This window comes from Pseudomonas sp. ITEM 17296 (assembly GCF_028895205.1).
Lineage (GTDB): Bacteria > Pseudomonadota > Gammaproteobacteria > Pseudomonadales > Pseudomonadaceae > Aquipseudomonas > Aquipseudomonas kermanshahensis.
In genome coordinates, this window is the sequence record NZ_WJRS01000001.1 from 14,087 (window position 1) to 38,554 (window position 24,468).

Annotated in this window: 25 protein-coding genes; 18 read left to right on the top strand and 7 right to left on the bottom strand. The window is 62.5% G+C overall.

Annotated features, from left to right (window positions below; all coding sequences use genetic code 11):
• The first annotated feature begins 130 nt into the window (after positions 1-130).
• From GIB19_RS00070 to GIB19_RS00090, 5 genes are all read left to right on the top strand, one after another.
• Positions 131-916, top strand: coding sequence for a MetQ/NlpA family ABC transporter substrate-binding protein (locus tag GIB19_RS00070; protein WP_099430729.1), 786 nt, complete (start codon positions 131-133; stop codon positions 914-916).
• Positions 917-1,082: 166 nt separating this feature from the next.
• Positions 1,083-1,748: an amino acid ABC transporter permease gene (locus GIB19_RS00075; protein WP_027592271.1), complete on the top strand. Its 666-nt coding sequence runs from the start codon at positions 1,083-1,085 to the stop codon at positions 1,746-1,748.
• Positions 1,729-2,388 (top strand): amino acid ABC transporter permease, encoded by a 660-nt coding sequence (locus GIB19_RS00080; protein ID WP_085272210.1) that lies wholly within the window; start codon positions 1,729-1,731, stop codon positions 2,386-2,388. Before GIB19_RS00075 ends, GIB19_RS00080 begins: the two co-directional genes overlap by 20 nt.
• Positions 2,385-3,158, top strand: coding sequence for an amino acid ABC transporter ATP-binding protein (locus tag GIB19_RS00085; RefSeq protein WP_274882620.1), 774 nt, complete (start codon positions 2,385-2,387; stop codon positions 3,156-3,158). The genes GIB19_RS00080 and GIB19_RS00085 overlap by 4 nt, the downstream gene beginning before the upstream one ends.
• Positions 3,155-4,027: a transporter substrate-binding domain-containing protein gene (locus tag GIB19_RS00090; protein ID WP_274882621.1), complete on the top strand. Its 873-nt coding sequence runs from the start codon at positions 3,155-3,157 to the stop codon at positions 4,025-4,027. Before GIB19_RS00085 ends, GIB19_RS00090 begins: the two co-directional genes overlap by 4 nt.
• 139 nt (positions 4,028-4,166) lie before the next feature.
• Here the strand turns inward: GIB19_RS00090 and GIB19_RS00095 are convergent, their stop codons facing one another.
• Positions 4,167-6,530 carry a penicillin acylase family protein gene (locus tag GIB19_RS00095; RefSeq protein ID WP_274882623.1) on the bottom strand — a complete coding sequence of 788 codons (2,364 nt, stop codon included), beginning with the start codon at positions 6,528-6,530 and terminating at the stop codon, positions 4,167-4,169.
• Positions 6,531-6,616: 86 nt separating this feature from the next.
• Here GIB19_RS00095 and GIB19_RS00100 point away from each other — a divergent pair, with 86 nt between their 5' ends.
• Positions 6,617-7,183 (top strand): sugar O-acetyltransferase, encoded by a 567-nt coding sequence (locus GIB19_RS00100; RefSeq protein ID WP_027592276.1) that lies wholly within the window; start codon positions 6,617-6,619, stop codon positions 7,181-7,183.
• Here GIB19_RS00100 and GIB19_RS00105 read toward each other — a convergent pair.
• Complete coding sequence (locus GIB19_RS00105) at positions 7,162-7,731, bottom strand: DUF6436 domain-containing protein (RefSeq protein ID WP_274882624.1); 570 nt, start codon at positions 7,729-7,731, stop codon at positions 7,162-7,164. The two genes, GIB19_RS00100 and GIB19_RS00105, sit on opposite strands and share 22 nt — an antisense overlap.
• Positions 7,732-7,983: 252 nt before the next feature.
• Between GIB19_RS00105 and GIB19_RS00110 the strand changes: the two genes are divergently transcribed.
• The gene (locus GIB19_RS00110) at positions 7,984-8,910 is read left to right on the top strand and encodes an alpha/beta hydrolase (RefSeq protein ID WP_099430725.1); all 927 of its coding nucleotides are present in this window, start codon (positions 7,984-7,986) and stop codon (positions 8,908-8,910) included.
• Here the strand turns inward: GIB19_RS00110 and GIB19_RS00115 are convergent, their stop codons facing one another.
• The gene (locus GIB19_RS00115; protein WP_027592279.1) at positions 8,911-9,663 is read right to left on the bottom strand and encodes a DUF2059 domain-containing protein; all 753 of its coding nucleotides are present in this window, start codon (positions 9,661-9,663) and stop codon (positions 8,911-8,913) included. It abuts the gene before it with no gap.
• Between the two features lie 113 nt (positions 9,664-9,776).
• Here GIB19_RS00115 and GIB19_RS00120 point away from each other — a divergent pair, with 113 nt between their 5' ends.
• Both GIB19_RS00120 and GIB19_RS00125 read left to right on the top strand, forming a co-directional pair.
• On the top strand, positions 9,777-10,409 hold the full coding sequence (locus GIB19_RS00120) for a 2OG-Fe(II) oxygenase (protein WP_274883338.1): 633 nt from the start codon (positions 9,777-9,779) through the stop codon (positions 10,407-10,409).
• Positions 10,396-10,893 carry a DUF523 domain-containing protein gene (locus GIB19_RS00125; protein ID WP_274882626.1) on the top strand — a complete coding sequence of 166 codons (498 nt, stop codon included), beginning with the start codon at positions 10,396-10,398 and terminating at the stop codon, positions 10,891-10,893. Before GIB19_RS00120 ends, GIB19_RS00125 begins: the two co-directional genes overlap by 14 nt.
• 99 nt (positions 10,894-10,992) lie before the next feature.
• Here GIB19_RS00125 and GIB19_RS00130 read toward each other — a convergent pair whose 3' ends face one another.
• Complete coding sequence (locus tag GIB19_RS00130) at positions 10,993-11,469, bottom strand: transporter substrate-binding domain-containing protein (RefSeq protein WP_099430723.1); 477 nt, start codon at positions 11,467-11,469, stop codon at positions 10,993-10,995.
• A gap of 199 nt (positions 11,470-11,668) precedes the next feature.
• Between GIB19_RS00130 and GIB19_RS00135 the strand changes: the two genes are divergently transcribed.
• Positions 11,669-12,145, top strand: a complete 477-nt coding sequence (locus GIB19_RS00135) for a DUF4399 domain-containing protein (RefSeq protein ID WP_099430722.1) — start codon at positions 11,669-11,671, stop codon at positions 12,143-12,145.
• 53 nt (positions 12,146-12,198) lie between these two features.
• Here GIB19_RS00135 and serA read toward each other — a convergent pair whose 3' ends face one another.
• Complete coding sequence (gene serA / locus GIB19_RS00140; RefSeq protein WP_027592284.1) at positions 12,199-13,428, bottom strand: phosphoglycerate dehydrogenase; 1,230 nt, start codon at positions 13,426-13,428, stop codon at positions 12,199-12,201.
• Between the two features lie 171 nt (positions 13,429-13,599).
• On the opposite strand from serA, the gene GIB19_RS00145 reads away from it, so the two are divergent.
• From GIB19_RS00145 to GIB19_RS00160, 4 genes are all read left to right on the top strand, one after another.
• Positions 13,600-14,997 (top strand): FAD-binding oxidoreductase, encoded by a 1,398-nt coding sequence (locus GIB19_RS00145; RefSeq protein WP_274882628.1) that lies wholly within the window; start codon positions 13,600-13,602, stop codon positions 14,995-14,997.
• A gap of 25 nt (positions 14,998-15,022) precedes the next feature.
• Positions 15,023-15,688 carry a fumarylacetoacetate hydrolase family protein gene (locus GIB19_RS00150; protein ID WP_274882629.1) on the top strand — a complete coding sequence of 222 codons (666 nt, stop codon included), beginning with the start codon at positions 15,023-15,025 and terminating at the stop codon, positions 15,686-15,688.
• A gap of 154 nt (positions 15,689-15,842) precedes the next feature.
• Entirely contained in the window at positions 15,843-16,763 is a 921-nt protein-coding gene (locus GIB19_RS00155) for an SdiA-regulated domain-containing protein (RefSeq protein WP_099430719.1), read from the top strand.
• A gap of 92 nt (positions 16,764-16,855) precedes the next feature.
• Complete coding sequence (locus GIB19_RS00160) at positions 16,856-17,758, top strand: SdiA-regulated domain-containing protein (RefSeq protein ID WP_099430718.1); 903 nt, start codon at positions 16,856-16,858, stop codon at positions 17,756-17,758.
• Positions 17,759-17,913: 155 nt separating this feature from the next.
• Here the strand turns inward: GIB19_RS00160 and rpiA are convergent, their stop codons facing one another.
• Positions 17,914-18,588 (bottom strand): ribose-5-phosphate isomerase RpiA, encoded by a 675-nt coding sequence (rpiA, locus tag GIB19_RS00165; RefSeq protein WP_027592289.1) that lies wholly within the window; start codon positions 18,586-18,588, stop codon positions 17,914-17,916.
• Between the two features lie 149 nt (positions 18,589-18,737).
• On the opposite strand from rpiA, the gene ilvA reads away from it, so the two are divergent.
• The gene (gene ilvA / locus GIB19_RS00170) at positions 18,738-20,252 is read left to right on the top strand and encodes a threonine ammonia-lyase, biosynthetic (protein ID WP_027592290.1); all 1,515 of its coding nucleotides are present in this window, start codon (positions 18,738-18,740) and stop codon (positions 20,250-20,252) included.
• 38 nt (positions 20,253-20,290) lie between these two features.
• A complete protein-coding gene (locus tag GIB19_RS00175) occupies positions 20,291-20,716 on the top strand; it encodes a DUF2269 family protein (RefSeq protein WP_274882630.1) in 426 nt (141 codons plus the stop codon).
• Between the two features lie 129 nt (positions 20,717-20,845).
• Here GIB19_RS00175 and GIB19_RS00180 read toward each other — a convergent pair whose 3' ends face one another.
• Positions 20,846-21,502 carry a histidinol-phosphatase gene (locus GIB19_RS00180; protein ID WP_027592292.1) on the bottom strand — a complete coding sequence of 219 codons (657 nt, stop codon included), beginning with the start codon at positions 21,500-21,502 and terminating at the stop codon, positions 20,846-20,848.
• A 141-nt stretch (positions 21,503-21,643) separates the two neighbouring features.
• Between GIB19_RS00180 and GIB19_RS00185 the strand changes: the two genes are divergently transcribed.
• Together GIB19_RS00185 and ptsP are read left to right on the top strand one after the other, a co-directional pair.
• Complete coding sequence (locus GIB19_RS00185; protein ID WP_003249017.1) at positions 21,644-22,123, top strand: RNA pyrophosphohydrolase; 480 nt, start codon at positions 21,644-21,646, stop codon at positions 22,121-22,123.
• A 22-nt stretch (positions 22,124-22,145) separates the two neighbouring features.
• A complete protein-coding gene (gene ptsP, locus GIB19_RS00190) occupies positions 22,146-24,425 on the top strand; it encodes a phosphoenolpyruvate--protein phosphotransferase (RefSeq protein ID WP_099455649.1) in 2,280 nt (759 codons plus the stop codon).
• Positions 24,426-24,468: the final 43 nt, after the last annotated feature.

A 24,468-nucleotide genomic window follows, 5' to 3' on the forward strand; every position in this document is an offset into this window, starting at 1 on the left:
AAGCAGCGAATTAAAAGATATTGTTGCGGCATAAGAAATCTCGGTATTGTCCGCTTCACGCTCACCCGACACGGGGCAGGGCACACGACTTCGCCATCGCCGATGGCCCAGATTCAGAATAAGGACCACCATGAAGAAGACCCTGCTGACCACCGCCCTGGCCGCTGCCCTGTCGTTCGCCGGCCTGGCCAACGCCGCCGAGAAACTGGTGGTTGCCGCCACCCCGGTGCCGCATGCCGAGATCCTCGAGCTGATCAAGCCGACCCTCGCCAAAGAAGGTGTGGACCTGCAGATCAAGGTCTTCACCGACTACGTGCAGCCGAACGTGCAGGTTGACCAGAAACGCCTGGACGCCAACTACTTCCAGACCCTGCCGTACCTGCAAAACTTCAACGAAGGCAAGGGCACCCACCTGGAAACCGTGGTCGGTGTACACGTCGAACCGTTCGGTGGCTACTCGAAGAAGGTCAAGAACCTGAGCGAGCTCAAAGAAGGCGCTACCGTTGCCATCCCTAACGAAGGCAGCAACAGCGGCCGCGCCCTGCTGCTGTTGCAGAAGGCTGGCCTGATTACCCTGAAAGACCCGAAAAACGCCCTGGCCACCCCGAAAGACATCGCCGAGAACCCGAAGAAACTGAAGTTCCGCGAGCTGGAATCGGCCATGCTGCCGCGTGTGCTGGATCAGGTTGACCTGGACATGATCAACACCAACTATGCCCTGGAAGCTGGCCTGAACCCGGCCAAGGACGCGCTGGTGATCGAAGGCGCCGACTCCCCGTACGTCAACTTCCTGGTTGCCCGCCCGGACAACAAGGACAGCGACGCTATCCAGAAACTGGCCAAAGCCCTGACCAGCCCGGAAGTGAAAGCGTTCATCGCCAAGAAATACAGTGGTGCCGTGCTGCCGGCGTTCTGATCCGTTCGTAGCCCCGCGCCTGAAAACGCCGACGCCATTGCGTCGGCGTTTTTGTTGGTGCGTTAGTCCGTACTATTGATATGCAATAAAGATATTTATTGAAAGTTTTTTATAGCTTTAAAGTCTAGTTATCGTGCTCCTCGCACCCCGCATGACTGTTCTACCCATGACTTTCGATATCCCTTTCATCCTCAGCACCCTGCCGGCGTTTCTCAACGCCGTGGGCGTGACCTTGCAGGTGGGCCTGATCGCCATCGCCACCTCGTTGCTGGTAGCCCTGGTCAACGCCACGCTACTGGTGCTGCGTACGCCCTACCTGTCGCGCCTGGTCAAAGGCTACGTCGAGCTGGCGCGCAATACCCCGCTGTTGATCCAGCTGTTCTTCGTGTACTTCGCCTTGCCCAGCGTGGGCCTGAAGATCTCCGGCTTCACTGCAGCGATCATCACCATGACGTTCATGGGCGGCGCTTACCTGACCGAGGTACTGCGCGCCGGTGTCGAAGCAGTGCCGCGCGCTCAACTGGAGTCCGGGCGCTCCATCGGTCTGTCCGAGGGCCAACTGCTGCGCCATGTGATCCTGCCTCAGGCCAGCATCCTCAGCCTGCCAGCGCTGTTCGCCAACTTCATTTTCCTGCTCAAGGAAACCACCGTCGTTTCGGCCGTGGCCGTTCCCGAGATCCTCTACACCACCAAGAACTACATCGCGCTGTACTACAAAACCTACGAAATGCTCGCTGTGCTGACCCTACTTTGCGTGCTGCTGTTCCTGCCGCTGTCGTTGCTGCTGCGGTACCTGGAAAGGAGGCTGCAGCATGGCCAGTTCGGCGCCTGAACTGCTGTGGGTGTCGCTGCCGCAACTGGCCAGCGGCGCAGCACAGACCTTGGCCATTTCGGCGTTGGGCATGCTCTTCGCCACCTTGGGCGGCGTGCTGTATGGCGTGTTGGCCACCCTTGGCAACCGTGGCCTGAACATCGTTCTGCAGGTGTATCTGGAGCTGTTCCGTGCCATCCCCGTACTGGTCTGGCTGTACCTGGTGTTTTTCGGCCTGCCGATCTTCTTTGGCGTGAGCATCCCCAGTTTCTGGTGCGCGGTGCTGGTGCTGGGCCTGTGGGGTGCCAGCGAAATCGGTGAGGTGGTGCGCGGCGCGTTGCGTTCGCTGCCACGTGGCCAGCGTGAGGCCGGGCTGTCGATCGGCCTGTCCGGCTGGCAGCTGTATGGCTATGTGCTGCTGCCCCAGGCACTCAAGCGCATGACCCCGCCGACCATCAACCTCTATACGCGGATCATCAAGACCAGCTCGTTGGCGGTATTGATCGGCGTTGTCGAGGTGATCAAGGCAGGCCAGCAGATCATCGAGCGTACCTACGAGTCGGTGCTGATCTACGGCGCGTTGTTCCTGTTCTTCTTCATCATCTGTTATCCGCTGTCCGCCGCTTCGCGCGTGCTGGAACGCCGTTGGGCACACTCATGAGCGCATTGATCGAATTCCAGGGTTTCAACAAGTTTTTTGGTGAGCAGCAGGTGCTCAAGGACGTCGACCTCAAGGTGCAAGCCGGCGAGGTGCTGGTAGTGCTGGGGCCCAGCGGTTGCGGCAAGAGCACCTTGCTGCGCTGCTTGAATGGCCTGGAACAAGCCCACAGTGGCCACCTGCGCCTGGACGGCCAAGAGCTGCTCGACCCACGCACCGACTGGCGCCAGGTGCGCCAGCGGGTAGGCATGGTGTTCCAGAGTTACCACCTGTTCGGCCACATGAGTGTGATCGACAACCTGTTGCTTGGCCCGCTCAAGGTGCAAAAGCGCGAGCGCGCCGAAGCCCAGGCCCAGGCCGAGGCGCTGCTGGCGCGGGTGGGGCTGCTGGACAAGCGCGATGCCTACCCGCGGCAGTTGTCCGGCGGCCAGCAGCAACGCATCGCGATCGTCCGGTCGCTGTGCATGAACCCCGAGGTGATGCTGTTCGATGAAGTCACGGCGGCCCTCGACCCGGAAATGGTCAAGGAGGTGCTGCAGGTGATCCAGGGCCTGGCCCGCGACGGCATGACCCTGCTCATCGTTACCCACGAAATGGCCTTCGCCCGCGCGGTGGCCGACCGCATCGTGTTCATGGAGGCCGGCAGGGTCCTTGAACAGAGCGAGCCCGAGAGCTTCTTCACCCGACCGCAGACCGCACGCGCGCAGCAGTTCCTGGAGAAATTCTCCTTTGTAGAAAGCCTGCCGAAGACACTGCACAAGGAACTGTCATGAAAACTGCCAACCTCACCAAACTGCTGGCGCCGCTGTTCGGCCTGGCCCTGCTGGCCGGCTGCAACAAGGCCGAAGAACCCACCAAATCCGCAGCGGCCTCGCCGGCCACCAGCTACCTGGAAACCATCAAGGCCCGCGACAAACTGATCGTCGGCGTATTCACCGACAAGCCACCCTTCGGTTTCGTCGATGAAAAGGGGCGCTATGTCGGGTTCGATACCGACATCGGTCGCCGCCTGGCCAAGGACCTGCTGGGCGACGAGAACAAAGTCGAGTTCGTTGCCGTGGAGCCGGCCAGCCGCATTCCGTTCCTGCAGAGTGACAAGGTCGACCTTATCCTGGCCAACATGACCGTAACGCCAGAGCGCAAGGAAGCGGTGGACTTCACCAACCCCAACCTGCGCGTCGCCGTGCAAGCCATCGTTGCTGACGGCAGCGCGGTGCAGAAGCTCGACGACTTGGCCGACAAGACCATCATCGTTACCACTGGCACCACGGCCGATATCTGGCTGACCAAAACCCACCCGGACTGGAAGCTGCTCAAGTTCGAGAAAAACAGCGAGTCGCTGCAAGCCCTGGCCACTGGCCGCGGCGATGCCTATGCCCAGGACAACCTGATTCTGTTCAGCTGGGCCAAGCAGAACCCAGGCTACCGCGTGTTGCCTGAGCTGCTGGGCGACGAGGCACCGATTGCACCGGCGGTGAAGAAGGGCAACACCGAGTTGCGCGACTGGGTGAATGCCGAGCTGGCCAAGCTGGGTGAAGAGAAGTTCCTGCTCAAGCTGTATGACCAGTATGTGCGCAAGGAACTGAGCGATGACACCAAGCCTGAGAGCGTGATTGTCGAAGGGGGCAAGTGGCAGGGTTGATCGTGTAACGAGGGCCGCTATGCGGCCCATTCGCGGCAAACCCGCCCCCGGTAGGAGCAGCCTTGTGCTGCGAAGAGGCCCGTGACTGCACCGAAATTCACAGTGTTTTCACCGGCCTCTTCGCAGCGCAAGGCTGCTCCTACTCTCCAGGAATCAGCCTGAGCGTACTCTGCGCCGGAATCACCCCCATCTGCGCCCGCTGGTACTGCCCTTCGCTGTACCCCGCAGCCTGATCCGAATAGTGCTTATCAAACGGCACCCCGCTTTGCCCGACCGGGTTACTGGTCAAGGCCTGCCCGGCATCGGCGAAGTCGATCAGCCTGCGTGTCGAAGGGCCATATGTCACCGGCCAAGGTGCCGGTCCGATCTTCGCCGACAGGTTGTTGGGCACCTCATGCGTGCCAGGCGCCGCGAACGGGCCGACGTTGAACAGCAGGTTCAGCGGCTTCTTCACGCCAAGCGGATGGTTATGGGTCAGGGTATGGGCTTTGCCCCATTGCCAACTGGCCGGGTCGCTGCCCAGGGTGTCTCGCAGGTGCTTCACGCTTTTTTGCCAGGCGATGCGCACGATCGCAGTGCGGTCGGTGCGTGTGTTCGCCCCCCGCGTGCTCCACCATGGCGACTCGGCATCGGCGGCCAAACGAGGCAACGCGGCATCGATGGCGCGGGTGCTGATCAGCACCGGGAACCAGGTGTCGCCCAGTTCGTCATGCAGGGCCGCGAACGCCAGTTCATACAGGAACTGGTTGAACAGCGTGGCGCTGATCGAGTCCAGGGGGTAGTCACCGCTCCAGGCTGCCAGTTGTTCGACCAGCTCCTTTTCCTCGTCCCCCTCGGCCACTGAGCGCAGCGTCGCTAGCAGCGGTGCAAGGGTGCGTGGGCCATGGTCGCTGGCGGTGTCCAGCTGCAGGGCCTGGCTGTTCTGGGTATCCCATTTCACGTCAGGGTTGGCCAGGTGGCGGTCGAGCTGGCGGCCACGGTCCGGCAGGTTGTAGTAACCCGGCACCGGCACGGCCGAGGGCGGCTGGTAGTTGGCCGACACGATGTAGCCGCGTGCGGGGTTTTCTTGCTGCGGGTTGGCGCTGAAGGGGTAAAAACCGAGCTTGTCTGCCTGTGGGCTGGCGCCATCGAGGATGAATGTCGGGTTGACCCCCGCCGGGCGGATCGGCAGTTGTGCCGCAGCCCACCAGCCGATATCACCACGGGCATTGGCCCAGACGAAGTTCAGCCCAGGCGCCTGAACCTTGGCGGCCGCCTCGCGCATCTTGCCCAGGGTGTCGGCGCGGTTGAGCTGGTAAAACCCGTCGAGGATCGGGTTTTCGGTTTCCAGAAACGCCCACCACATGGCCACCGGCGTGGTCCCGGCGGTAGCGCCCAATACCTCGTTGACGATCGGGCCGTGGGGCGAGCGGCGCAGGCTGAGGGTGACGGGCGCCTCGCCTTTGACGGCGAGGGTTTGCTCGGTCTTTTCCAAGGTTTGCCAGGTGCCGTCGATCATCACCTGGTCGGTGTTTTCGGGGTTGGTCCGTTCGGCGATCAGGTCGACGTCATCGTTCTGGAACATTGTCAGGCTCCAGCCGAAGTCGCGGTTGTGGCCGAGCAGCGCGAAGGGGTTCAGCGCCTGGAAGTAGCCATACAAGTTGAACCCAGGAGCCGACAATTCGGCCTCGTACCACACCGCCGGTACCGCGAAGCTGATGTGTGGGTCACCGGCCAGCAGTGGCTTGCCGCTGCGGGTGCGGCTGCCGGCGACGGCCCAGGCGTTGCTGCCTTCGAATTGCGGGATACCCGCGTCGCCCAACGCGTCGTGGCTGAGCCGGGCAAGTGCCTCCAGGCTGCGCCAGTCGGCGGCCGCCAACGGCGCGGCCAGGGCGCCTTCGGGTTGCCAGCCAAGGTCGAAGATGTTCAGGTACTGCGGGCCGAGCTGGTCGCGAATATAGGTGAGCGCGGGCTCGGTGCGGAACGCGGCGGCGAAGCTGTAGGCCAGGTAACCGGCGATGCTCAGGGTGTCTTCAGCGGTGAACGGGCGGGGGGTGATGCCCAGCAGGTCGAACTCGATCGGCTTGGGGTGGCTGGCCTGCCAGCTGTTGATGCCCTCCAGGTAGGCTTGCAGGGCCTGCCAGGCGGGTGATTGGCGGTCCAGCCGCTGCACCATCAGCGCCGCTTGGTCGCGAATACGCAAGCTGCGGAACAGGGTGTCGGTGGGCACGAGTTTTTCGCCCAGCACTTCGGCCAACTCACCGCGCGCCAGGCGGCGCATGATCTCCATCTGGAACAACCGGTCCTGGGCGTGCACATAGCCGAGGGCGCGGTACAGGTCCTGTTCGTTCTGTGCCTGCAGGTGCGGAACGCCGCGGCTGTCATAGCGCACGCTGACCGGCGCCTGCAGGCCGGCGATCGCCACTTCGCCCTCGCGTTGCGGCAGCTTGCCGTGCACGTACCCGTATCCGGCGCCAGCGGCCACGGCGATTACCACGGCCAACAGGGTCAGGCTGCGCTTCATCGAGACTCCTTGTGCATTCGAACGGAAACTGTGGTCCGATCATCGACGGATTCGCGCACAGAGCATAGCCCTCGAAAGGAGTTTCCATGTCCCTCAGCGAAAAACAGAAAATGCTCGCAGGCCAGCTGTACCATGCCGGCTGCCCCGAGCTGCAGGCCGAGCAAATTGCCAACAAGCACTGGATGCAGCGCTACAACAGCAGTTTTGAGCTGCTCAACGACGCACGTCACGGCCTGCTCGCCGAGCATTTCGGCCAGGCAGGCGAAGGCACGGTGATCCGCCCGCCGTTCTATTGCGACTATGGCTACAACATCAGCATTGGCCGCAACACCTTCATCAACTTCAACTGCGTGATCCTCGACGTGCTGCCGGTGCGCATCGGCGACGATTGCCAGATTGGCCCGGCGGTGCAGATCTACACCGCCGACCACCCACTCGACCCTGAGCTGCGGCGCACCGGGCTGGAAAGCGGCCGGCCGGTGAGTATTGGCAACAATGTGTGGATTGGTGGCGGGGCGATCATCCTGCCGGGGGTGACCCTTGGTGACAACGCGGTGGTCGGCGCGGGCAGTGTGGTCACCCGCGATGTGCCGGCGGGTGCGGTGGTGGTCGGTAACCCGGCGCGGGTGCGTCAGCCGGCCCAAGGGCAGTAGCAACCCACCGCCAAGGTGTTGGAGGCGGTCACCTGGCGGTTGTCGATCAACGCCTTGAGGATCGGTTCGATGAAACTGTTGCTGGCGTTGCACACCGCCCCCTCACTGTAAGGCCCGAAGTAGGCGAGGTGGCCTTGTCGGTCCCAGATGGCCACGGCCGGAGAGGCGGGTAGGTGTTCGCTGCCGGGCAGGCTGGCGAGGGGCTTGAGGGCGCTGAGGTTCGCGGGCAACTGGCCGTGGCTGCCGGGTTTTTGCAGCACATGGAAGCTGACGCCGTCGCCTGCGAAGTGGCCGACCAGGTCGGCCAGGTGCTGCTGGTTGCCGACATTGCACGGGCAGGCCGGGTCCCAGAAGTGCACCACACGGATCGGGCCGGGGCCGGCCAGTTCTGCGGGCAGGCGCAGTTGGCTGCCGTCGAACAGGGTGGCCTGGTTGTCGAACGGGCGCAGGTAGCGGGACTGGAAGGTGGTGTAGGCCTGCCAGAGGGTAAGGGTGCAGAGCAGCAGGGCAAGCACTGCCAACCCGCGCTTTATGATGTGCTTATGCATGAACTGTCCGCAGGTCTTGGTGCCGCTCTGCAAGAGCAACACATAACGTATTGAGTTGGCAGGGACCTGTGGGAGCGGGCTTGCCCGCGAACACCGGCGGAGCCGGTGCCATACTCTGAGTCGCCTTCTTCGCGGGCAAGCCCGCTCCCACAGCGTTCTGCGTTAAGCCGCGTTAAGGTGTCCAAGCTTGCCATGATGCCGATGAGAGCTGAATATCACAGATCAATACTCGCTTCGCTCTGGATGTACCCGATGCCCGCCGCTTTGCTCCCCGACCTTCTGCGTGCCAGCCTCGCGCCCTTGACCGATCGCCAGCCGTTGTCGGCGCAGGGGCGCGATTACCAGCATTTTTATGGCCTGGACCTGCCCGTGCACAGTTGGCTGGGTGGTTTTCAAGCGGCCGGGTTCGAGTTGGTCGGGCAAGTCTGGCTGCCGCCGCAGCCGGTGGCCACGGTGTTCCTGCTGCATGGCTATTACGACCACATGGGCCTTTACCGGCATGTGATCGAGTGGGCACTGGGCCAGGGTTATGCAGTGATCAGCTGTGACCTGCCCGGCCATGGCCTTTCCAGCGGTGAGCGGGCCAGCATCAGCGACTTTTCGCTGTATCAGCAGGTGCTCGATGCACTCTTCGAGCAAGCGCGCAGGCTGGACCTGCCGCGGCCTTGGCATTTGTGCGGGCAAAGCACGGGCGGCGCCATCGTGGTCGACCACCTGTTGCACCGGGGCGAGCAAAGCCCAGCCGATGGGCAGGTGATCCTGCTCGCACCGCTGGTGCGGCCCAGCTCGTGGCGTTGGTCGAAGCTCAGCTATTGCGTGCTGCGCCATTTCGTCAACGGCATCGAACGGCGCTTCAGCGAAAACACCAACGACCCGGCCTTCCTAGCGTTTCTGGAGGCCGACCCCCTGCAACCGCGTCGTTTACCCACGGCCTGGGTCGGCGCACTGATCGCCTGGGTCAAGCGCATAGAAGCCGCGCCACGCAGCACACGGCGGCCCTTGATCGTGCAAGGTGAGGCGGACGGCACGGTGGACTGGCCCTACAACCTCGAGGTGCTCAAGGCCAAGTTCACTGAGCCGCAAATACTCATGCTGCCCGAGGCGCGGCACCACCTGGCCAATGAACTGCCCGGCATTCGCCAGCGCTACTTCACCTTCATCGACCAGCGCCTGGGCTGATCACTTGAGGTCGGCAGCACTCTGGCCGACCGCCAGGCCGGCGCGCACGGCAGCCAGTGCCGCCTGGTAATACGCCTTGCCCTCAGGTGATTCGGCGAAGTTGGCGAATTGTTCCAGCTCGGCGTCGGACAAGTCGCGGTACACGTACAGCAGCGTATTGTTGAGGTCCTCGCCGATCTGGCCCATCAGGCGTTGGCGCTGGCCATCGAGCAGGCTCTGGGCCTGGCCGCCGCCGAACAGGCCGGGGATCATCGAACTGAGGCTGTCGGCGGCGACGCCGGCAATCGCCAGGCTGACCTCTGCACCGGCCTCGCGGGCGGGCAACGCCTGGGCCAAGTGGCCGATAAGCAACAGGCGGTCGTCACTGGCCTGGACCTTCGGCAGGCCTTTGGCGTTTTTGGCCAACTGGTCCTTGCGCGTGGCCTGCAGTTCGGCAGCCACCACCTTGCGGCCCAGCGGCGACTGGAAGAAGGCCAGCGCTGGCGCAGGGTTGCTCAGGGTTGCGCGCAGTTTCGCCTGGGCACGACGGTCCACGGCCTGGGCCTGGAAGCGCTGATTGCTGTTGTTGACCAGCGCTTGGTAGACGGCAGGCGGCAGGCTGTTGCGATAGCGTTCCTGGGCGGCGCTCAGGGCATCGTTGAAGTGGGCGCGCTGGTCGGGCCAGCCGGCGGCCTTGTACAGTTGATCCAGGCTGTCTGCCCAGACAGGCATGGTGCAGATCATCAGCAGAATCAGGGAAAACAGACGGCGCATTCAGGACTCCTGTCGGCAGGCTGCCATTGTCCTTGGCCCAGCGTCGGTTTGTCGAGATATCAGCGCGCTTCTCGGCCAAGTGGCGCTGTGCGAGTGCAAGGCTAATGGATATGATGCGCGCCATGCACATCTCCCCTGAACACCCGATGCTTGCGGCCGTCGTTGACGATCTGGCCACCCATGGCTGGTCCCAGCAGGCGCTCTTTTTGCCTGCCGACCTGGTGCGCGCGCTGGCGGCCGAGTGCCGGCGCCGTGACGCCGAAGGCGAGCTCAACCCGGCAGGGGTTGGACGCGGGGCTTCACAGGAGATCCGCGAGGCGATCCGCGGTGATCAGATCCAGTGGATCGACCCCGGCCAGGCCGCTGCCTGCGACCAGTACCTGGCGGCCATGGACCAGCTGCGCCTGGCCATCAACCAGGGGCTGTTCCTGGGCCTTGAAGATTTCGAATGCCATTTTGCCCTGTACCCGCCGGGCGCGTTCTATCGCCGCCATCTGGACCGCTTTCGTGACGATGACCGGCGCATGGTCTCGGCAGTGCTCTATTTGAACGAAGACTGGCAGCCACACGATGGCGGCCAGCTGCGCATGTTCCTGGCGCAGGGTGTCGAGCACGATGTGCAGCCCGTGGCCGGATGCCTGGTGGTGTTCCTGTCGGGCGATGTGCCCCATGAGGTATTGCCGGCCGGGCGTGAGCGCCTGTCGTTGACTGGCTGGTTCCGGCGCCGTGGCAATGACCTGTTCTGAGTTGCCCAAGGTGCTGGTCAGCGCGTGCCTGCTGGGGCAGCCGGTGCGCTATGACGGCCGCGCCAGTGGCCATCCGGATGTGTTGCAAGCCTGGCAGGCGGCAGGGCGGGTAGTGCCCTTGTGCCCGGAAGTGGCCGGTGGCTTGCCTACACCGCGACCGCCTGCGGAGATCCCAGGCGGGCAGGGCAGCGCGGTGCTCGATGGCCAGGCACAGGTGCTGACGGTGACGGGTGAGGACGTCAGCGACGCGTTTCTGGCCGGTGCTCAGCTGGCGTTGGCGCTGGTGCGCCGGCACGGGATTCGCGTCGCGGTGCTCAAGTCTGGCAGCCCTTCGTGTGGTAATCGCCTGACCTACGATGGCACCTTCAGCGGGGTGAAGGTGCCGGGGGAGGGCGTGACCACGGCGCTGCTGCGTCGGGAAGGGGTGCTGGTGTTCAGCGAGCTTGAGCTGGATGAAGCACAACAAGCGTTGGCGAACCTGTAGGAGCAGCCTTGTGCTGCGAAGAGGCCGCACCTGCAACACCCGTTCCTGCCTTGCCGGCCCTTTCGCAGCGCAAGGCTGCTCCTACAAAGAGCCGGTCATTCACTGGTCTGCAGCCGTCTCCTGGGTACCTTTGAACCACTTCTGCTCCAGCTCTGCCATGCGCCCATCGTCCTTGATCCGTTGCAGGGCATTGTTCACCGCGCTCTCGAACGCCGGGTTGTCTTTCTGGAACGGAATGACCTGTTTCTTCTCACCATAAGGCTGGCTCACGTCCAACTGTTTACTGGTGTTCTGTTCATTCAAGGTGATGTCGTACTTGCCACTCTCCACGCCCGGCAGAACTTCTTCAGCCGGCGTTTCGATGAATTCGGCACGCAGGTCCAGTTCCTTGGCCAGGATTTGCCCGAACTCGATCTCGAAACCCGTGAGGTGGTCGTTTTCCCTGAATACATAGGGCGGTGTATCGGACTGCACGGCAATGCGCAGTTCGCCGCGGTCGTTGATGTCGTCTATCAGCTCGGCTTGGGCCAATGGACTGATCAGTACTGCAAGCAGTACGCCTAGGGTCGAACGCATGAATGCCCCTTTTTTATTCGGCAGATGAATTTCATTCGCCACGGCTTTCTTCCTCGTCGTGGTCGAGCGCAGCCTATGACCTTGAAGCCTTGGCGAGGTTTAACCCTAACTGAAATATTTCTCTTTGTGGGCTATGGTGATCTACCGCTGTCGCACGTTTTAACGGCAGTGGTCTTTAAGTGAATCACAGGAGAAGTGAATGAACAGCCTATTTTCGCGTGCTGCCGTAGCCGGTCTGCTGATGGGGGCCTCGGTGTTCGCCAGTGCCGCGGATGCCCTGAAGAGCCAGGAGCCGCCCAAGGATGCCAAGGTCGTCATCGTTTCCCCCGCCGATGGCGCAACGGTCGACAAGACCTTCACCGTCAAGTTCGGCATCGAGGGCATGGAGCTCAAGCCTGCGGGTGATCAGACCCCGCATAGCGGGCATCACCACCTGCTGGTGGACGTCGACAAAGAGCCGGTGGCCGACATGCCCCTGCCAACCAGCCTGATGCCTGAGAACAACGTGCCGCTGCCGGCCGGCCCGCAAGTGCTGCACTTCGGCAAGGCACAAACCGAGGCGACCATTACCCTGACTCCAGGCAAGCACACCTTGCAGTTGGTATTGGGCGACAAGTACCACGTGCCGTTCAAACCGAGCGTCGAATCGAAAAAGATCACCGTCGAGGTGAAGTAAGCACCCACGAAAAAGGGAGGCCACCAGGGCCTCCCTTTTTCATGCCCTGAAACTTAGAACAGAACGCGGGAGCGGATAGTGCCCTTCACGTGCTGCAGTTTCTCTTGCGCCAGGTCCGAGTACTCGGCGTCAACGTCGATCACCACGTAACCCACTTTCTCGTTGGTCTGCAGGAACTGACCGGAGATGTTGATGCCGTTCTCGGCGAAGACCTTGTTGATTTCGCTGAGCACGCCAGGGATGTTTTCGTGGATGTGCAGCAGGCGGTGTTTGCCTGGGTGCGCCGGCAGGGCAACTTCCGGGAAGTTGACCGAAGACACCGAGGTACCGTTGTCGCTGTACTTGACCAACTTCTCGGCAACTTCCAGGCCGATGTTGGCCTGGGCCTCGGCGGTGGAACCACCGATGTGCGGGGTCAGGATGACGTTGTCCAGGCCGCGCAGCGGGCTTTCGAACTCTTCGTCGTTGGAGCGCGGCTCGACCGGGAACACGTCGATGGCGGCGCCGATCAGGTGCTTGTCCTTGATCGCGGCAGCCAGGTGATCCAGCTCGACCACGGTACCGCGGGCGGCGTTGATCAGGATCGAGCCCTTCTTCATCGCACGGATTTCCTTCTCGCCGATCATCCACTGGGTGGATGGCAGCTCAGGCACATGCAGCGAGACGATGTCGGCCAGGCCCAGCAGCTCGTGCAGGCTGGCGACCTGTACAGCGTTGCCCAATGGCAGCTTGGTCAGCGGGTCGAAGAAGTACACCTGCATGCCTAAGTTTTCAGCCAGCACCGACAGTTGGGTGCCGATCGAGCCGTAGCCGACGATGCCCAGCTTCTTGCCACGGATCTCGAAGGAGTTGGCCGCGCTCTTGATCCAGCCACCACGGTGGCACGAAGCGTTCTTCTCGGGGATGCCGCGCAGCAGCAGGATGGCTTCGGCCAGCACCAGTTCGGCAACCGAACGGGTGTTCGAGTACGGGGCGTTGAACACGGCGATACCGCGCTCGCGGGCCGCTTCCAGGTCGACCTGGTTGGTACCGATGCAGAAGCAGCCGACCGCAACCAGCTTCTTCGCGCAGTCGAAGATCTCTTCAGTCAGTTGCGTGCGCGAGCGGATGCCGATGAAGTGGGCATCGGCGATCTTTTCCTTCAGCTCGGCTTCCGGCAACGAACCAGTGAGGTATTCGATGTTGGTGTAGCCGGCAGCCTTGAGGGTATCGACCGCGTTCTGGTGCACACCTTCAAGAAGAAGGAACCTGATCTTGCTCTTGTCGAGAGAAGTCTTGCTCATCTGCGTAAACCTGTATCCCGGAGAAAAAATGGCGAGGGGTGATGCTAGGCGCGGCGTCGGCCTTAGCATGAACAGCGGGAGGGCTATGCTAGCATACGCGACACAATCTGAGCTTATCCCGACAGGTGAAGAGTGCTCAGGGTGACTATGAATAAGTCGAGAGTTCCAGCGATGACCCACCCCGCTGTTATTGATGAACTGATGACCCTTGTCGACCCTGGCAAGGTCCTGACTGACGCCGTTTCCCTCGAAGCCTACGGCAAGGACTGGACCAAGCATTACCCGCCAGCGCCCACGGCCATCGTGTTCCCCAAGAGCATCGCGCAGGTGCAGGCCATCGTTGCCTGGGCCAACCGCCATCAGGTCGCGCTGGTGCCGTCCGGTGGGCGTACCGGGCTGTCGGGCGGTGCCGTGGCGGCCAATGGCGAGGTTGTGGTCGCGTTCGACTACATGAACCAGATTCTCGATTTCAACGCGTTCGACCGTACGGTGGTGTGCCAGCCGGGGGTGATTACCCGGCAATTGCAGGCGTATGCCGAGGAGCAAGGCCTGTATTACCCGGTGGACTTCGCCTCCAGCGGCTCCAGCCAGATTGGCGGTAACATCGGCACCAACGCCGGCGGCATCAAGGTGATTCGCTACGGTATGACCCGCAACTGGGTTGCCGGGCTGAAAGTGGTCACCGGCAAGGGCGAGCTGCTGGAGCTGAACAAAGACCTGATCAAGAACGCCACCGGTTACGATCTGCGGCAGCTGTTCATTGGTGCCGAGGGCACGCTGGGCTTTGTGGTCGAAGCGACCATGCGCCTGGACCGCGCCCCGCGCAACCTCACCGCGATGGTGCTGGGCACGCCGGACTTCGACTCGATCATGCCGGTGCTGCATGCCTTCCAGGCCAAGCTCGACCTGACGGCCTTCGAGTTCTTTTCCGACAAGGGCCTGGCCAAGATCATGGGCCGTGGCGATGTGCCGGCGCCTTTCGAGACCGATTGCCCGTTCTATGCCCTGCTGGAGTTCGAGGCCAGCACCGAAGAGGTCGCCAACGAAGCCTTGGCCACTTTCGAGCACTGTGTCGAGCAGGGCTGGGTGCTGGACGGGGTGATGAGCCAGAGCGAAACCCAGCTGAAAAACCTGTGGAAGCTGCGTGAGTACCTGTCCGAAACCATCTCCCACTGGTCCCCGTACAAAAACGACATTTCTGTCACCGTCTCCAAGGTGCCGGCGTTTTTGCGCGACATCGATGCCATCGTCGGCGAGCATTACCCGGACTACGAGGTGGTCTGGTACGGCCATATCGGCGATGGCAACCTGCACCTGAACATCCTCAAGCCCGACGCCATGAGCAAAGATGACTTCTTTGCCTCCTGCGCCAAGGTCAACAAGTGGGTGTTCGAAATCGTCCAGCGCTACAACGGCTCGATCTCGGCCGAGCATGGCGTGGGCATGACCAAGCGTGACTACCTCGGCTACAGCCGCTCGGCCGAAGAAATCGCCTGCATGAAGGCAATAAAGGCCGTCTTCGACCCTAACGGCGTCATGAATCCGGGTAAGATCTTCGCTCCTGAATAATAAGCAGTATGCAGAGGAGTCGGCCATGAGTTACCAGCACCAGTACGTAGACGGCACGCGCATCCACTTCCCGTTGGGCAAGGTGGTGTGCATCGGCCGTAACTATGCCGAGCATGCCAAGGAACTGGACAACCCGATCCCCAGCGAGCCGTTGCTGTTCATCAAACCGGGCAGTTGCGTGGTGCCGCTGGAAGGTGGTTTCAAGATCCCGACCGACCGTGGCGTTGTGCATTACGAGGCCGAGATTGCTGTGCTGCTGGGCAAGCCGTTGTCCACCAAGCCAACCGAAGAAGAGGTGCTGGACGCCATCTCCGGTTACGCCCCGGCGCTCGACCTGACCCTGCGCGACGTGCAGGCCAAGCTCAAGGAAAAGAGCCTGCCCTGGGAGCTGTGCAAGAGCTTTGACGGCGCCTGCGTGCTGCCGCCGTTCGTTTCGGCGGCCAGTTTCGAGGATGTGACCGACATCCCGGTGCGCCTGACCCTCAACGGCCAAGTGGTGCAGGACGGCAACAGCGCGTTGATGCTCAACCCGATCGTGCCGATGATCCAGTACATGGCGGCGCATTTCTCGTTGCAGGCGGGCGATGTGATCTTGACCGGTACCCCGGCGGGCGTAGGGCCGTTCAATGTGGGTGATGAGCTGGTGATTGAGTTGCCGGGTGTGAGCCGCTTCGAGAGCCGGGTGCTCTGAGGTAAACCCTCCCACAGGGTCTGCACAAGACTTGAACATTGTGAAATGCCTGTGGGAGCGGGCTTGCCCGCGAAGAGGCCGGCACTGTTTACCGATTTTTCACACCTTATCTGGATAATGCGCGGACCTACGCCCATTTTCCCAGGATCCACGTATGCCATCTCGCTCCAGCGCCCCGGCAACTCCCAAGCGTCGCTTTTACCTGCGCTGGCCGTTCGGCCTGGCAGTTGCAGCGGTGATCGGCTATGGCGTATCCGTGGCCATGCACTGGGATGACCGCGGGGCACTGTGGGTGAAGGAAAGCTTTGAAAGCACCGCCGAGCAAAGCGAGAGCGTCTGGCTGCCGGCCTATCAGGCCGATATCGACGCCAAACCGCTGCCCGGCATGGACGATGACGAAGCCTCGGACGTGGCCTTCAACCCGCAAACCCGCACCTTGTTCGCCGTCATGGGCAAGAACCCGTTCCTGGTCGAGCTCAGCCTGGACGGCAACGTGCTGCGCCAGATTCCATTGAATGGCTGGAACAACCCGGAAGGGCTGGCCGTGATGGAGGACGGGCACCTGGCAATCGTCGACGAACGGCTGCACGACCTGACCGTGGTCAAGGTGGATGCGCACACCACGTCGCTTAACCATGGCGACTTCCCGAGCTACGACCTGGGCAAGTCGGTGAAGAGCAACAAGGGCTTCGAGGCCGTGGCTTGGGACCCGATGCGTCAACGCCTGGTGATCGGCGAAGAGCGCCCGCCCAAGCTGTACACCTGGAGCACCGATGGCCGTAGCCCGCTGAAGGGCGACAAACAGCTGCTGCCCAGTGATGAACTCGACCTGCGCAATCTGTCGGCCCTCGGCGTCGACCCGCGCACGGGGCACCTCCTGGTGCTGTCGGCGGACTCCAACATGCTGCTGGAGCTGGATGAGCAGGGCCAGCAAGTCAGCTTCATGACCTTGCTGGGCGGTTTCAACGGCCTTGAGCACACCATCCCGCGTGCAGAAGGCGTGGCCATGGACGACCAGGGCAACCTGTACATGGTCAGCGAGCCGGCGCTTTTCTATCGGTTCAAGAAAAACTGACAGCAACATCAGACTTGTCGGATGCTGGCATTAAGCTTTGATTCAGTTGTTCATGGTTAGATTCGCCACCCTTACGTCGAGTCTGTCCCCAAATGCGTCGCTATCTTCGTCTGTCACTGATTCCGGCCTTTATTGGCCTGCTCTTGCTCGGCTGGGCCGGGCAGGAGTTTCGCCTGTTCGAGCGCGGCTGGTTCAACCTGAAAACCTGGTGGCAGCCAGCCGAGCAGGGCATCGGCCTGGACCGTTATCGGGTGGTGGTCGAGGCGCAGCCTGTCGAGGGGCTGGACGATGACATTTCGGCGCTGACCTACGACCCAGACCGCAAGACACTGTTCACCGTGACCAATGCACGTTCGGAGCTGATCGAGCTGTCGCTGGACGGGCGCATCCTGCGGCGCGTGCCGCTGACCGGCTTTGGCGACCCGGAGGCGGTGGAATACGTGGGCCCCAACAGCTATGTGATCACCGATGAGCGCCAGCAACGGCTGATTCGTGTGCGCCTGGACGACGATACGCTGTTCCTCGATGCCGGCGATGCCGAGCAGTTGACCCTGGGCATTGGCCTGAACGGCAACAAGGGATTCGAGGGGCTGGCGTACGACTCGGCCGGCAAGCGCCTGTTCGTGGCCAAGGAGCGCGACCCGATGCTGATCTACGAGGTGCATGGCTTCCCGCATGACAACCCCGAGCAGCCTTATGCCGTGCATGTGGTGCAGGACCGCAAGCGTGACTCGCGTTTGTTTGTGCGGGACCTGTCGAGTTTGCAGTTCGACGAGCGCAGCGGCCATTTGTTGGCGCTGTCGGATGAATCGCGGCTGGTGCTGGAACTGGATGTGAAGGGCAAGCCGCTCAGTACCTTGTCGCTGCGCAAGGGGTACCAGGGGTTGAAGGCGACGGTGCCGCAGGCGGAAGGGATTGCGATGGATGAGGCAGGGACCATTTACCTGGTCAGTGAGCCGAACCTGTTTTACGTGTTCAAACAGCCGGCAGATTAAATGCGGCCCTGCGCGATCCAGGTAGGAGCAGCCTTGTGCTGCGAAGAGGTCGGTAACAGCAGCGCAGATTCACTGTGTAGTCACCGGCCTCTTCGCAGCACAAGGCTGCTCCTACCTGGATCGCGCAGGGCTAGAACAACGCTTATAGGCTTGGGTTACTCGGCCTTGAGGGTTTTCACACCTTCAGCGGTACCGAGCAGCAGCAAGTCCGCCGGGCGTGCCGCGAACAGGCCGTTGGTCACCACGCCCACGATCGCATTGATCTGCGCTTCGAGCTCGACCGGGTTGGTGATCTGCAGGTTGTACACGTCCAGGATCACGTTACCGTTGTCGGTCAGCACACCCTCGCGGTACACCGGGTCACCGCCCAGCTTGACCAGCTGGCGCGCCACGTGGCTGCGGGCCATCGGGATCACTTCGACGGGCAGCGGGAAGGCGCCCAGCACCGGTACCAGCTTGCTGGCATCGGCGATGCAGATGAAGGTCTTGGCCACGGCCGCGACGATCTTCTCGCGGGTCAGGGCCGCGCCACCGCCCTTGATCAGGTTCAGGTGCGCGTCGCTCTCGTCAGCACCGTCCACATAGAACTCCAGCTCGCTGACGCTGTTCAGCTCGTAGACCGGGATGCCATGACCCTTCAGACGCTGGGCGGTGGCCTCGGAGCTGGCGACCGCGCCATCGAAGGCGGTCTTGTGCTGAGCCAGGGCGTCGATGAAGAAGTTGGCGGTCGAACCGGTACCGACGCCGACGACGCTCTTTTCATCCAGCTTGGGCAGAATGAAGTCGACAGCGGCCTGGGCGACGGCCTGTTTGAGTTGGTCCTGGGTCATGCGGGCTCCGAGAGGGGCGGGGAGGTTTTCAAAGGGGCTGGGTTTCAAAGGGGCTTAGTATAGCGGCTTGCGCGGCTTTGCTGTGGTCGCCCGACGTAGCGCTGGGGTAGACTCGCAGCCCTTGTCCCGCGGCCAGTGATGCTTTCCCGATGCTCGAACAGTACGTCAAGAAGATCCTCACCTCGCGCGTCTATGACGTCGCCGTCGAAACGCCGCTGCAGAGCGCCGGGCAGTTGAGCAAACGCCTCGGCAACCAGATCTTGCTCAAGCGCGAAGACCTGCAGCCGGTGTTCTCGTTCAAGATTCGCGGGGCGTACAACAAGCTGGCGCAACTGACCCCAGAAGAGCTGGCCCGCGGCGTGGTCACCGCCTCGGCCGGCAACCATGCCCAGGGCCTGGCCCTGGCAGCGCGTGAGCTGGGGATAAAGGCAACCATCGTGATGCCCAAGACCACCCCGGAGATCAAGATCGAAGGCGTGCGTTCGCGGGGCGGCAAGGTGGTATTGCACGGCGACACCTTCCCCGAGGCGCTGGCCTACTCGCTCAAGCTGGTCGATGAGAAGGGCTTCGTCTATATCCACCCCTATGACGACCCGCACACCATCGCTGGGCAAGGCACGGTGGCCATGGAGATCCTGCGTCAGCACCCGGGCCGGCTGGACGCGATTTTCGTGCCGGTCGGCGGCGGCGGCCTGATCGCCGGCATCGCGGCCTACGTGAAGTACCTGCGCCCGGAAATCAAAGTCATCGGCGTCGAGCCGGACGACTCCAACTGCCTGCAGGCCGCCATGGCCGCGGGTGAGCGCGTGGTGTTGCCACAAGTCGGGCTGTTCGCCGACGGTGTGGCGGTGGCGCAGATTGGCCAGCACACCTTCGACATCTGCCGCCTGCATGTGGATGAGGTGATCACTGTCAGTACTGACGAGATCTGTGCAGCCATCAAGGATATCTACGACGATACCCGCTCGATCACCGAACCTGCTGGCGCGCTGGGGGTTGCCGGCATCAAGAAGTATGTCGAGCTGTATGGCGTGACCGGCCAGACCCTGGTTGCCATCGATTCGGGCGCCAACGTCAACTTCGATCGCCTGCGCCATGTGGCCGAGCGTGCCGAACTGGGTGAAAAACGCGAAGCCATCATCGCCGTCACCATCCCCGAGCGCCCGGGCAGCTTCAAGGCGTTCTGCGAGGCGATCGGCAAGCGCCAGATCACCGAATTCAACTACCGCAAGCACACCTCCGACGAGGCGCACATCTTCGTCGGCGTGCAGACCCACCCAGAGAACGACCCGCGTGCGGTGTTGGTGCAGCAACTGACCGAGCAGGGCTTCCCGGTTACCGACCTGACCGACAACGAACTGGCCAAGCTGCACATTCGTCACATGGTGGGTGGCCATTCGGCCGGCGCCAGTGATGAGATCGTGCTGCGCTTCGAGTTCCCCGAGCGGCCGGGTGCGTTGTTCAACTTCCTCAACAAGCTGGGCGGGCGCTGGAATATTTCGATGTTCCACTACCGCAACCACGGCGCTGCCGACGGGCGCGTGGTGGCGGGCTTGCAGGTACCGGAAGACGAACGCCACCTGGTGCCAGCGGCGCTGGCCAAGATCGGTTACCCGTACTGGGACGAGACCGATAACCCGGCTTACCGGTTGTTTTTGGGTTGAGCGACTAAGCTTGGCTCATCGCGCATGGATATGAAGACATGGAACACCTGACGACGCTCAAGGCCTTGCACATCACCGCCACTGCGCTGCTGCTTCTGGGCGCGCTGGGCTTGGTGATCTGGACAGTTCGCGCCCGCCGGCTGGGCGATGCCGAGGCCTACGGCAAATTGCTGCGCCGGCCGCTGGTGTTCGTCTGGTTGGTCATGGGCGTGTGCCTGGTGAGCATGCCGTTCACCGGCTGGTGGCTGGTGCACCTGGTCGGCTGGCCACTGGGGCAGACCTGGGTGCTGGCGTCCAGCGTCATCTATACGCTGGGTGCGTTTGCCGTGTGGTGGCTGCTGGTGCGCTTGAACCGGCTGCGCAAGGCGCAGGTGGTGGGGCTGCGGTTTACCTTGGCCTTGGCGGTGTTCAGCGGGGTTTGCTTCTTGTCCATTGCCGGCCTGATGGGTGCCAAGCCAGTCTGACGGCCTTGTGCTGTCCATGCCGGCCTCTTCGCGGGGCAAGCCCGCTCCCACAGGACTGCACAGCCCTCGGGCCTGATGCAATCCCTGTGGGAGCGGGTTTACCCGCGAAAGGGCCGGCACAGGACAACCTCAATCCCTCAGCGAAATCACCGGCCACCCACGCTGTTCGGCTTCCGCCCGCAGGTTCGGATCCGGGTCCACCGCCACCGCATGCGTCACCTGCTGCAGCAACGGCAGGTCATTCATCGAATCGCTGTAGAAATAGCTGTCTTCAAGGTCGTAGCCGTTTTCCAGCATCCAGCGCTGCAACCTCGTCACTTTCCCTTCACGGAAACACGCTATATCGGTACTACGCCCGGTGTAGCGGCCATCTTCGGTCTCGCATTCGGTCGCCAGCAGGGTACGCACGCCCAAACGGCGGGCGATTGGCGCGGTCACGAAACGGTTGGTGGCGGTGATGATCACCAGTTTGTCGCCCGCCTCGCGGTGCTGCTGCAGCAACGCCAGGGCCTTGGGCAGGATGATCGGTTCGATGCAGTCCCGCATGAAATCGCGGTGCCACGCGTCGAGCTGGGCCATAGGCGTTGCCGCCAGAATCTCCATGGAAAAGGCCAGGTAGGCCTGCAAGTCCAGGGTGCCGTTCAGGTAGTGCTGGTAGAAGGCATCGTTGCGTTGTTTGTAAGCGACCGGGTCGAGGATGCCGCGCTCGCACAGATAGTCACCCCAGGCATGGTCGCTGTCGCCACCGAGGAGGGTATTGTCCAGGTCGAATAAAGCCAGGCGCATCGCGTTCACTCGCATCAGCTACAAGGTAGGCCCGCAGAATACGGAGTTTTCACCTCGCTGCACATAAGCTTGGCGGGCGCGTTGCTGCGCTCGCAGGCTTTGTGGAACAATGCGGTGACATGCGTTTGCGAGGTTGCTGCCGTGATCGACCCGGATGGTTTTCGCCCCAATGTCGGGATCATTCTCACGAATGATGCCGGGCAGGTGCTATGGGCTCGACGGATCAACCAGGATGCCTGGCAATTTCCCCAGGGTGGCATCAACCCTGACGAGACGCCGGAAGATGCCCTGTACCGCGAGCTGAACGAAGAAGTTGGCCTTGAACGCGACGATGTGGAAATTCTTGCCTGCACGCGTGGCTGGTTGCGTTATCGTTTACCCCAGCGTCTGGTGCGTACGCACAGTCAGCCGCTGTGCATTGGCCAGAAGCAGAAGTGGTTCCTGCTGCGTCTGGTAAGCAACGAACAAAGGGTGCGGATGGACCTGACGGGCAAGCCGGAGTTCGACGGCTGGCGCTGGGTCAGCTATTGGTACCCGCTGGGCCAGGTTGTGACATTCAAGCGCGAGGTCTACCGTCGCGCCCTGAAAGAGCTAGCACCGCGTCTTCTGACGCGCGACTGACGACGGAGTTCGACCCCGAGCCATGCTCAATACGCTGCGCAAGATCGTCCAGGAAGTGAACTCCGCCAAAGATCTCAAGACGGCGTTGGGGATCATTGTCTTGCGCGTCAAGGAGGCCATGGGCAGCCAGGTCTGCTCCGTCTACCTGCTTGACCCGGAAACCAACCGCTTCGTGCTGATGGCCACCGAGGGCCTGAACAAGCGTTCGATCGGCAAGGTCAGCATGGCCCCCAACGAGGGCCTGGTCGGCCTGGTCGGTACCCGGGAAGAGCCGCTGAACCTGGAAAACGCCGCCGATCACCCGCGTTATCGCTACTTTGCCGAAACCGGTGAAGAAAAATTCGCCTCCTTCCTGGGTGCGCCGATCATTCACCACCGTCGAGTGGTCGGGGTGCTGGTCATCCAGCAGAAGGAACGCCGCCAGTTCGATGAGGGCGAAGAAGCCTTCCTGGTCACCATGAGTGCCCAGCTCGCCGGGGTTATCGCCCACGCCGAGGCGACCGGCTCGATCCGTGGCCTGGGCCGCCAGGGCAAGGGTATCCAGGAGGCTCGCTTCGTCGGCGTGCCGGGCTCGCCAGGCGCCGCCGTTGGCCGCGCAGTGGTGATGTTGCCGCCGGCCGACCTCGAAGTGGTGCCGGACAAGACTGTCGAAGACATCGACGCCGAACTCAAACTGTTCCAGAACGCCCTTGAAGGCGTGCGCGCCGACATGCGCAAGCTGTCGGCCAAGCTGGCCACCCAGCTGCGGCCCGAAGAGCGCGCGTTGTTCGACGTGTACCTGATGATGCTCGAAGACGCCGCCTTGGGCGGCGAGGTGACCGAGGTCATCAAGACCGGCCAGTGGGCCCAGGGCGCTTTGCGCCAAGTGGTCGGCGAGCACGTCAACCGCTTCGAGCTGATGGACGATGACTACCTGCGCGAGCGCGCTTCGGACGTCAAGGACCTTGGCCGCCGGCTGCTCGCCTACCTGCAGGAGGCTCGCTCGCAATCGCTGGTGTACGCCGACAATACCATCCTGGTCAGCGAAGAACTGACGCCAGCGATGCTGGGCGAAGTGCCGGAGGGCAAGCTGGTCGGCCTGGTGTCGGTATTGGGTTCGGGCAACTCCCACGTCGCGATCCTGGCCCGCGCCATGGGTATTCCGACGGTGATGGGCCTGGTCGACCTGCCGTATTCCAAGGTCGATGGCATCGAGCTGATCGTCGACGGCTACAAGGGCGAGGTGTTCACCAACCCCAGCGACGTGTTGCGCAAGCAGTACAGCGAAGTGGTCGAGGAGGAGCGCCAGCTGGCGCAAGGCCTGGATGCGCTGCGCGAGCTGCCCTGCGTCACCCCGGATGGCCACCGCATGCCGCTGTGGGTCAACACCGGCCTGCTGGCCGACGTCGCCCGTGCCCAGCAGCGTGGCGCCGAAGGGGTAGGCCTGTACCGCACCGAAGTGCCGTTCATGATCAACCAGCGCTTCCCCAGCGAGAAAGAGCAGCTGGCGATCTACCGCGAACAGCTGGCGGCCTTCCACCCGCTGCCAGTGACCATGCGTACCCTGGATATCGGCGGGGACAAGGCGCTGTCGTACTTCCCGATCAAGGAAGAAAACCCCTTCCTGGGTTGGCGCGGCATTCGCGTTACCCTCGACCACCCAGAAATCTTCCTGGTCCAGACCCGCGCCATGCTCAAGGCCAGCGAAGGCCTGAACAACCTGCGCATCCTGCTGCCGATGATTTCTGGCATTCACGAGCTGGAAGAGGCACTGCACCTGATCCACCGCGCGTGGGGCGAGGTGCGTGACGAAGGCACCGATGTGCCGATGCCGCCGGTTGGCGTGATGGTCGAGATCCCTGCGGCGGTGTACCAGACCAAAGAGCTGGCGCGGCAGGTGGACTTCCTGTCGGTCGGTTCCAACGACCTGACCCAGTACCTGCTGGCGGTCGACCGCAACAACCCACGGGTCGCCGACCTATACGATTACCTGCACCCGGCCGTGCTGCAAGCTTTGAACACGGTGGTGCGCGATGCCCATGGCGAGGGCAAGCCGGTCAGCATTTGCGGCGAGATGGCCGGTGACCCGGCGGCAGCGGTGCTGTTGATGGCGATGGGCTTCGACAGCTTGTCGATGAACGCCACCAACCTGCCCAAGGTGAAGTGGATGCTGCGCCAGATCAACATGAGCAAGGCCAAGGAGCTGCTGGCCGAAGCCATGAGCCATGACAACCCGCAGGTTATCCACAGCTCGCTGCAATTGGCGCTGAAGAACCTAGGGTTGGCGCGGATGATCGGGCCTGGGGCGAACAAGACCCTGTGATACCTATACCGGCCTCTTCGCAGCACAAGGCTGCTCCTACAGG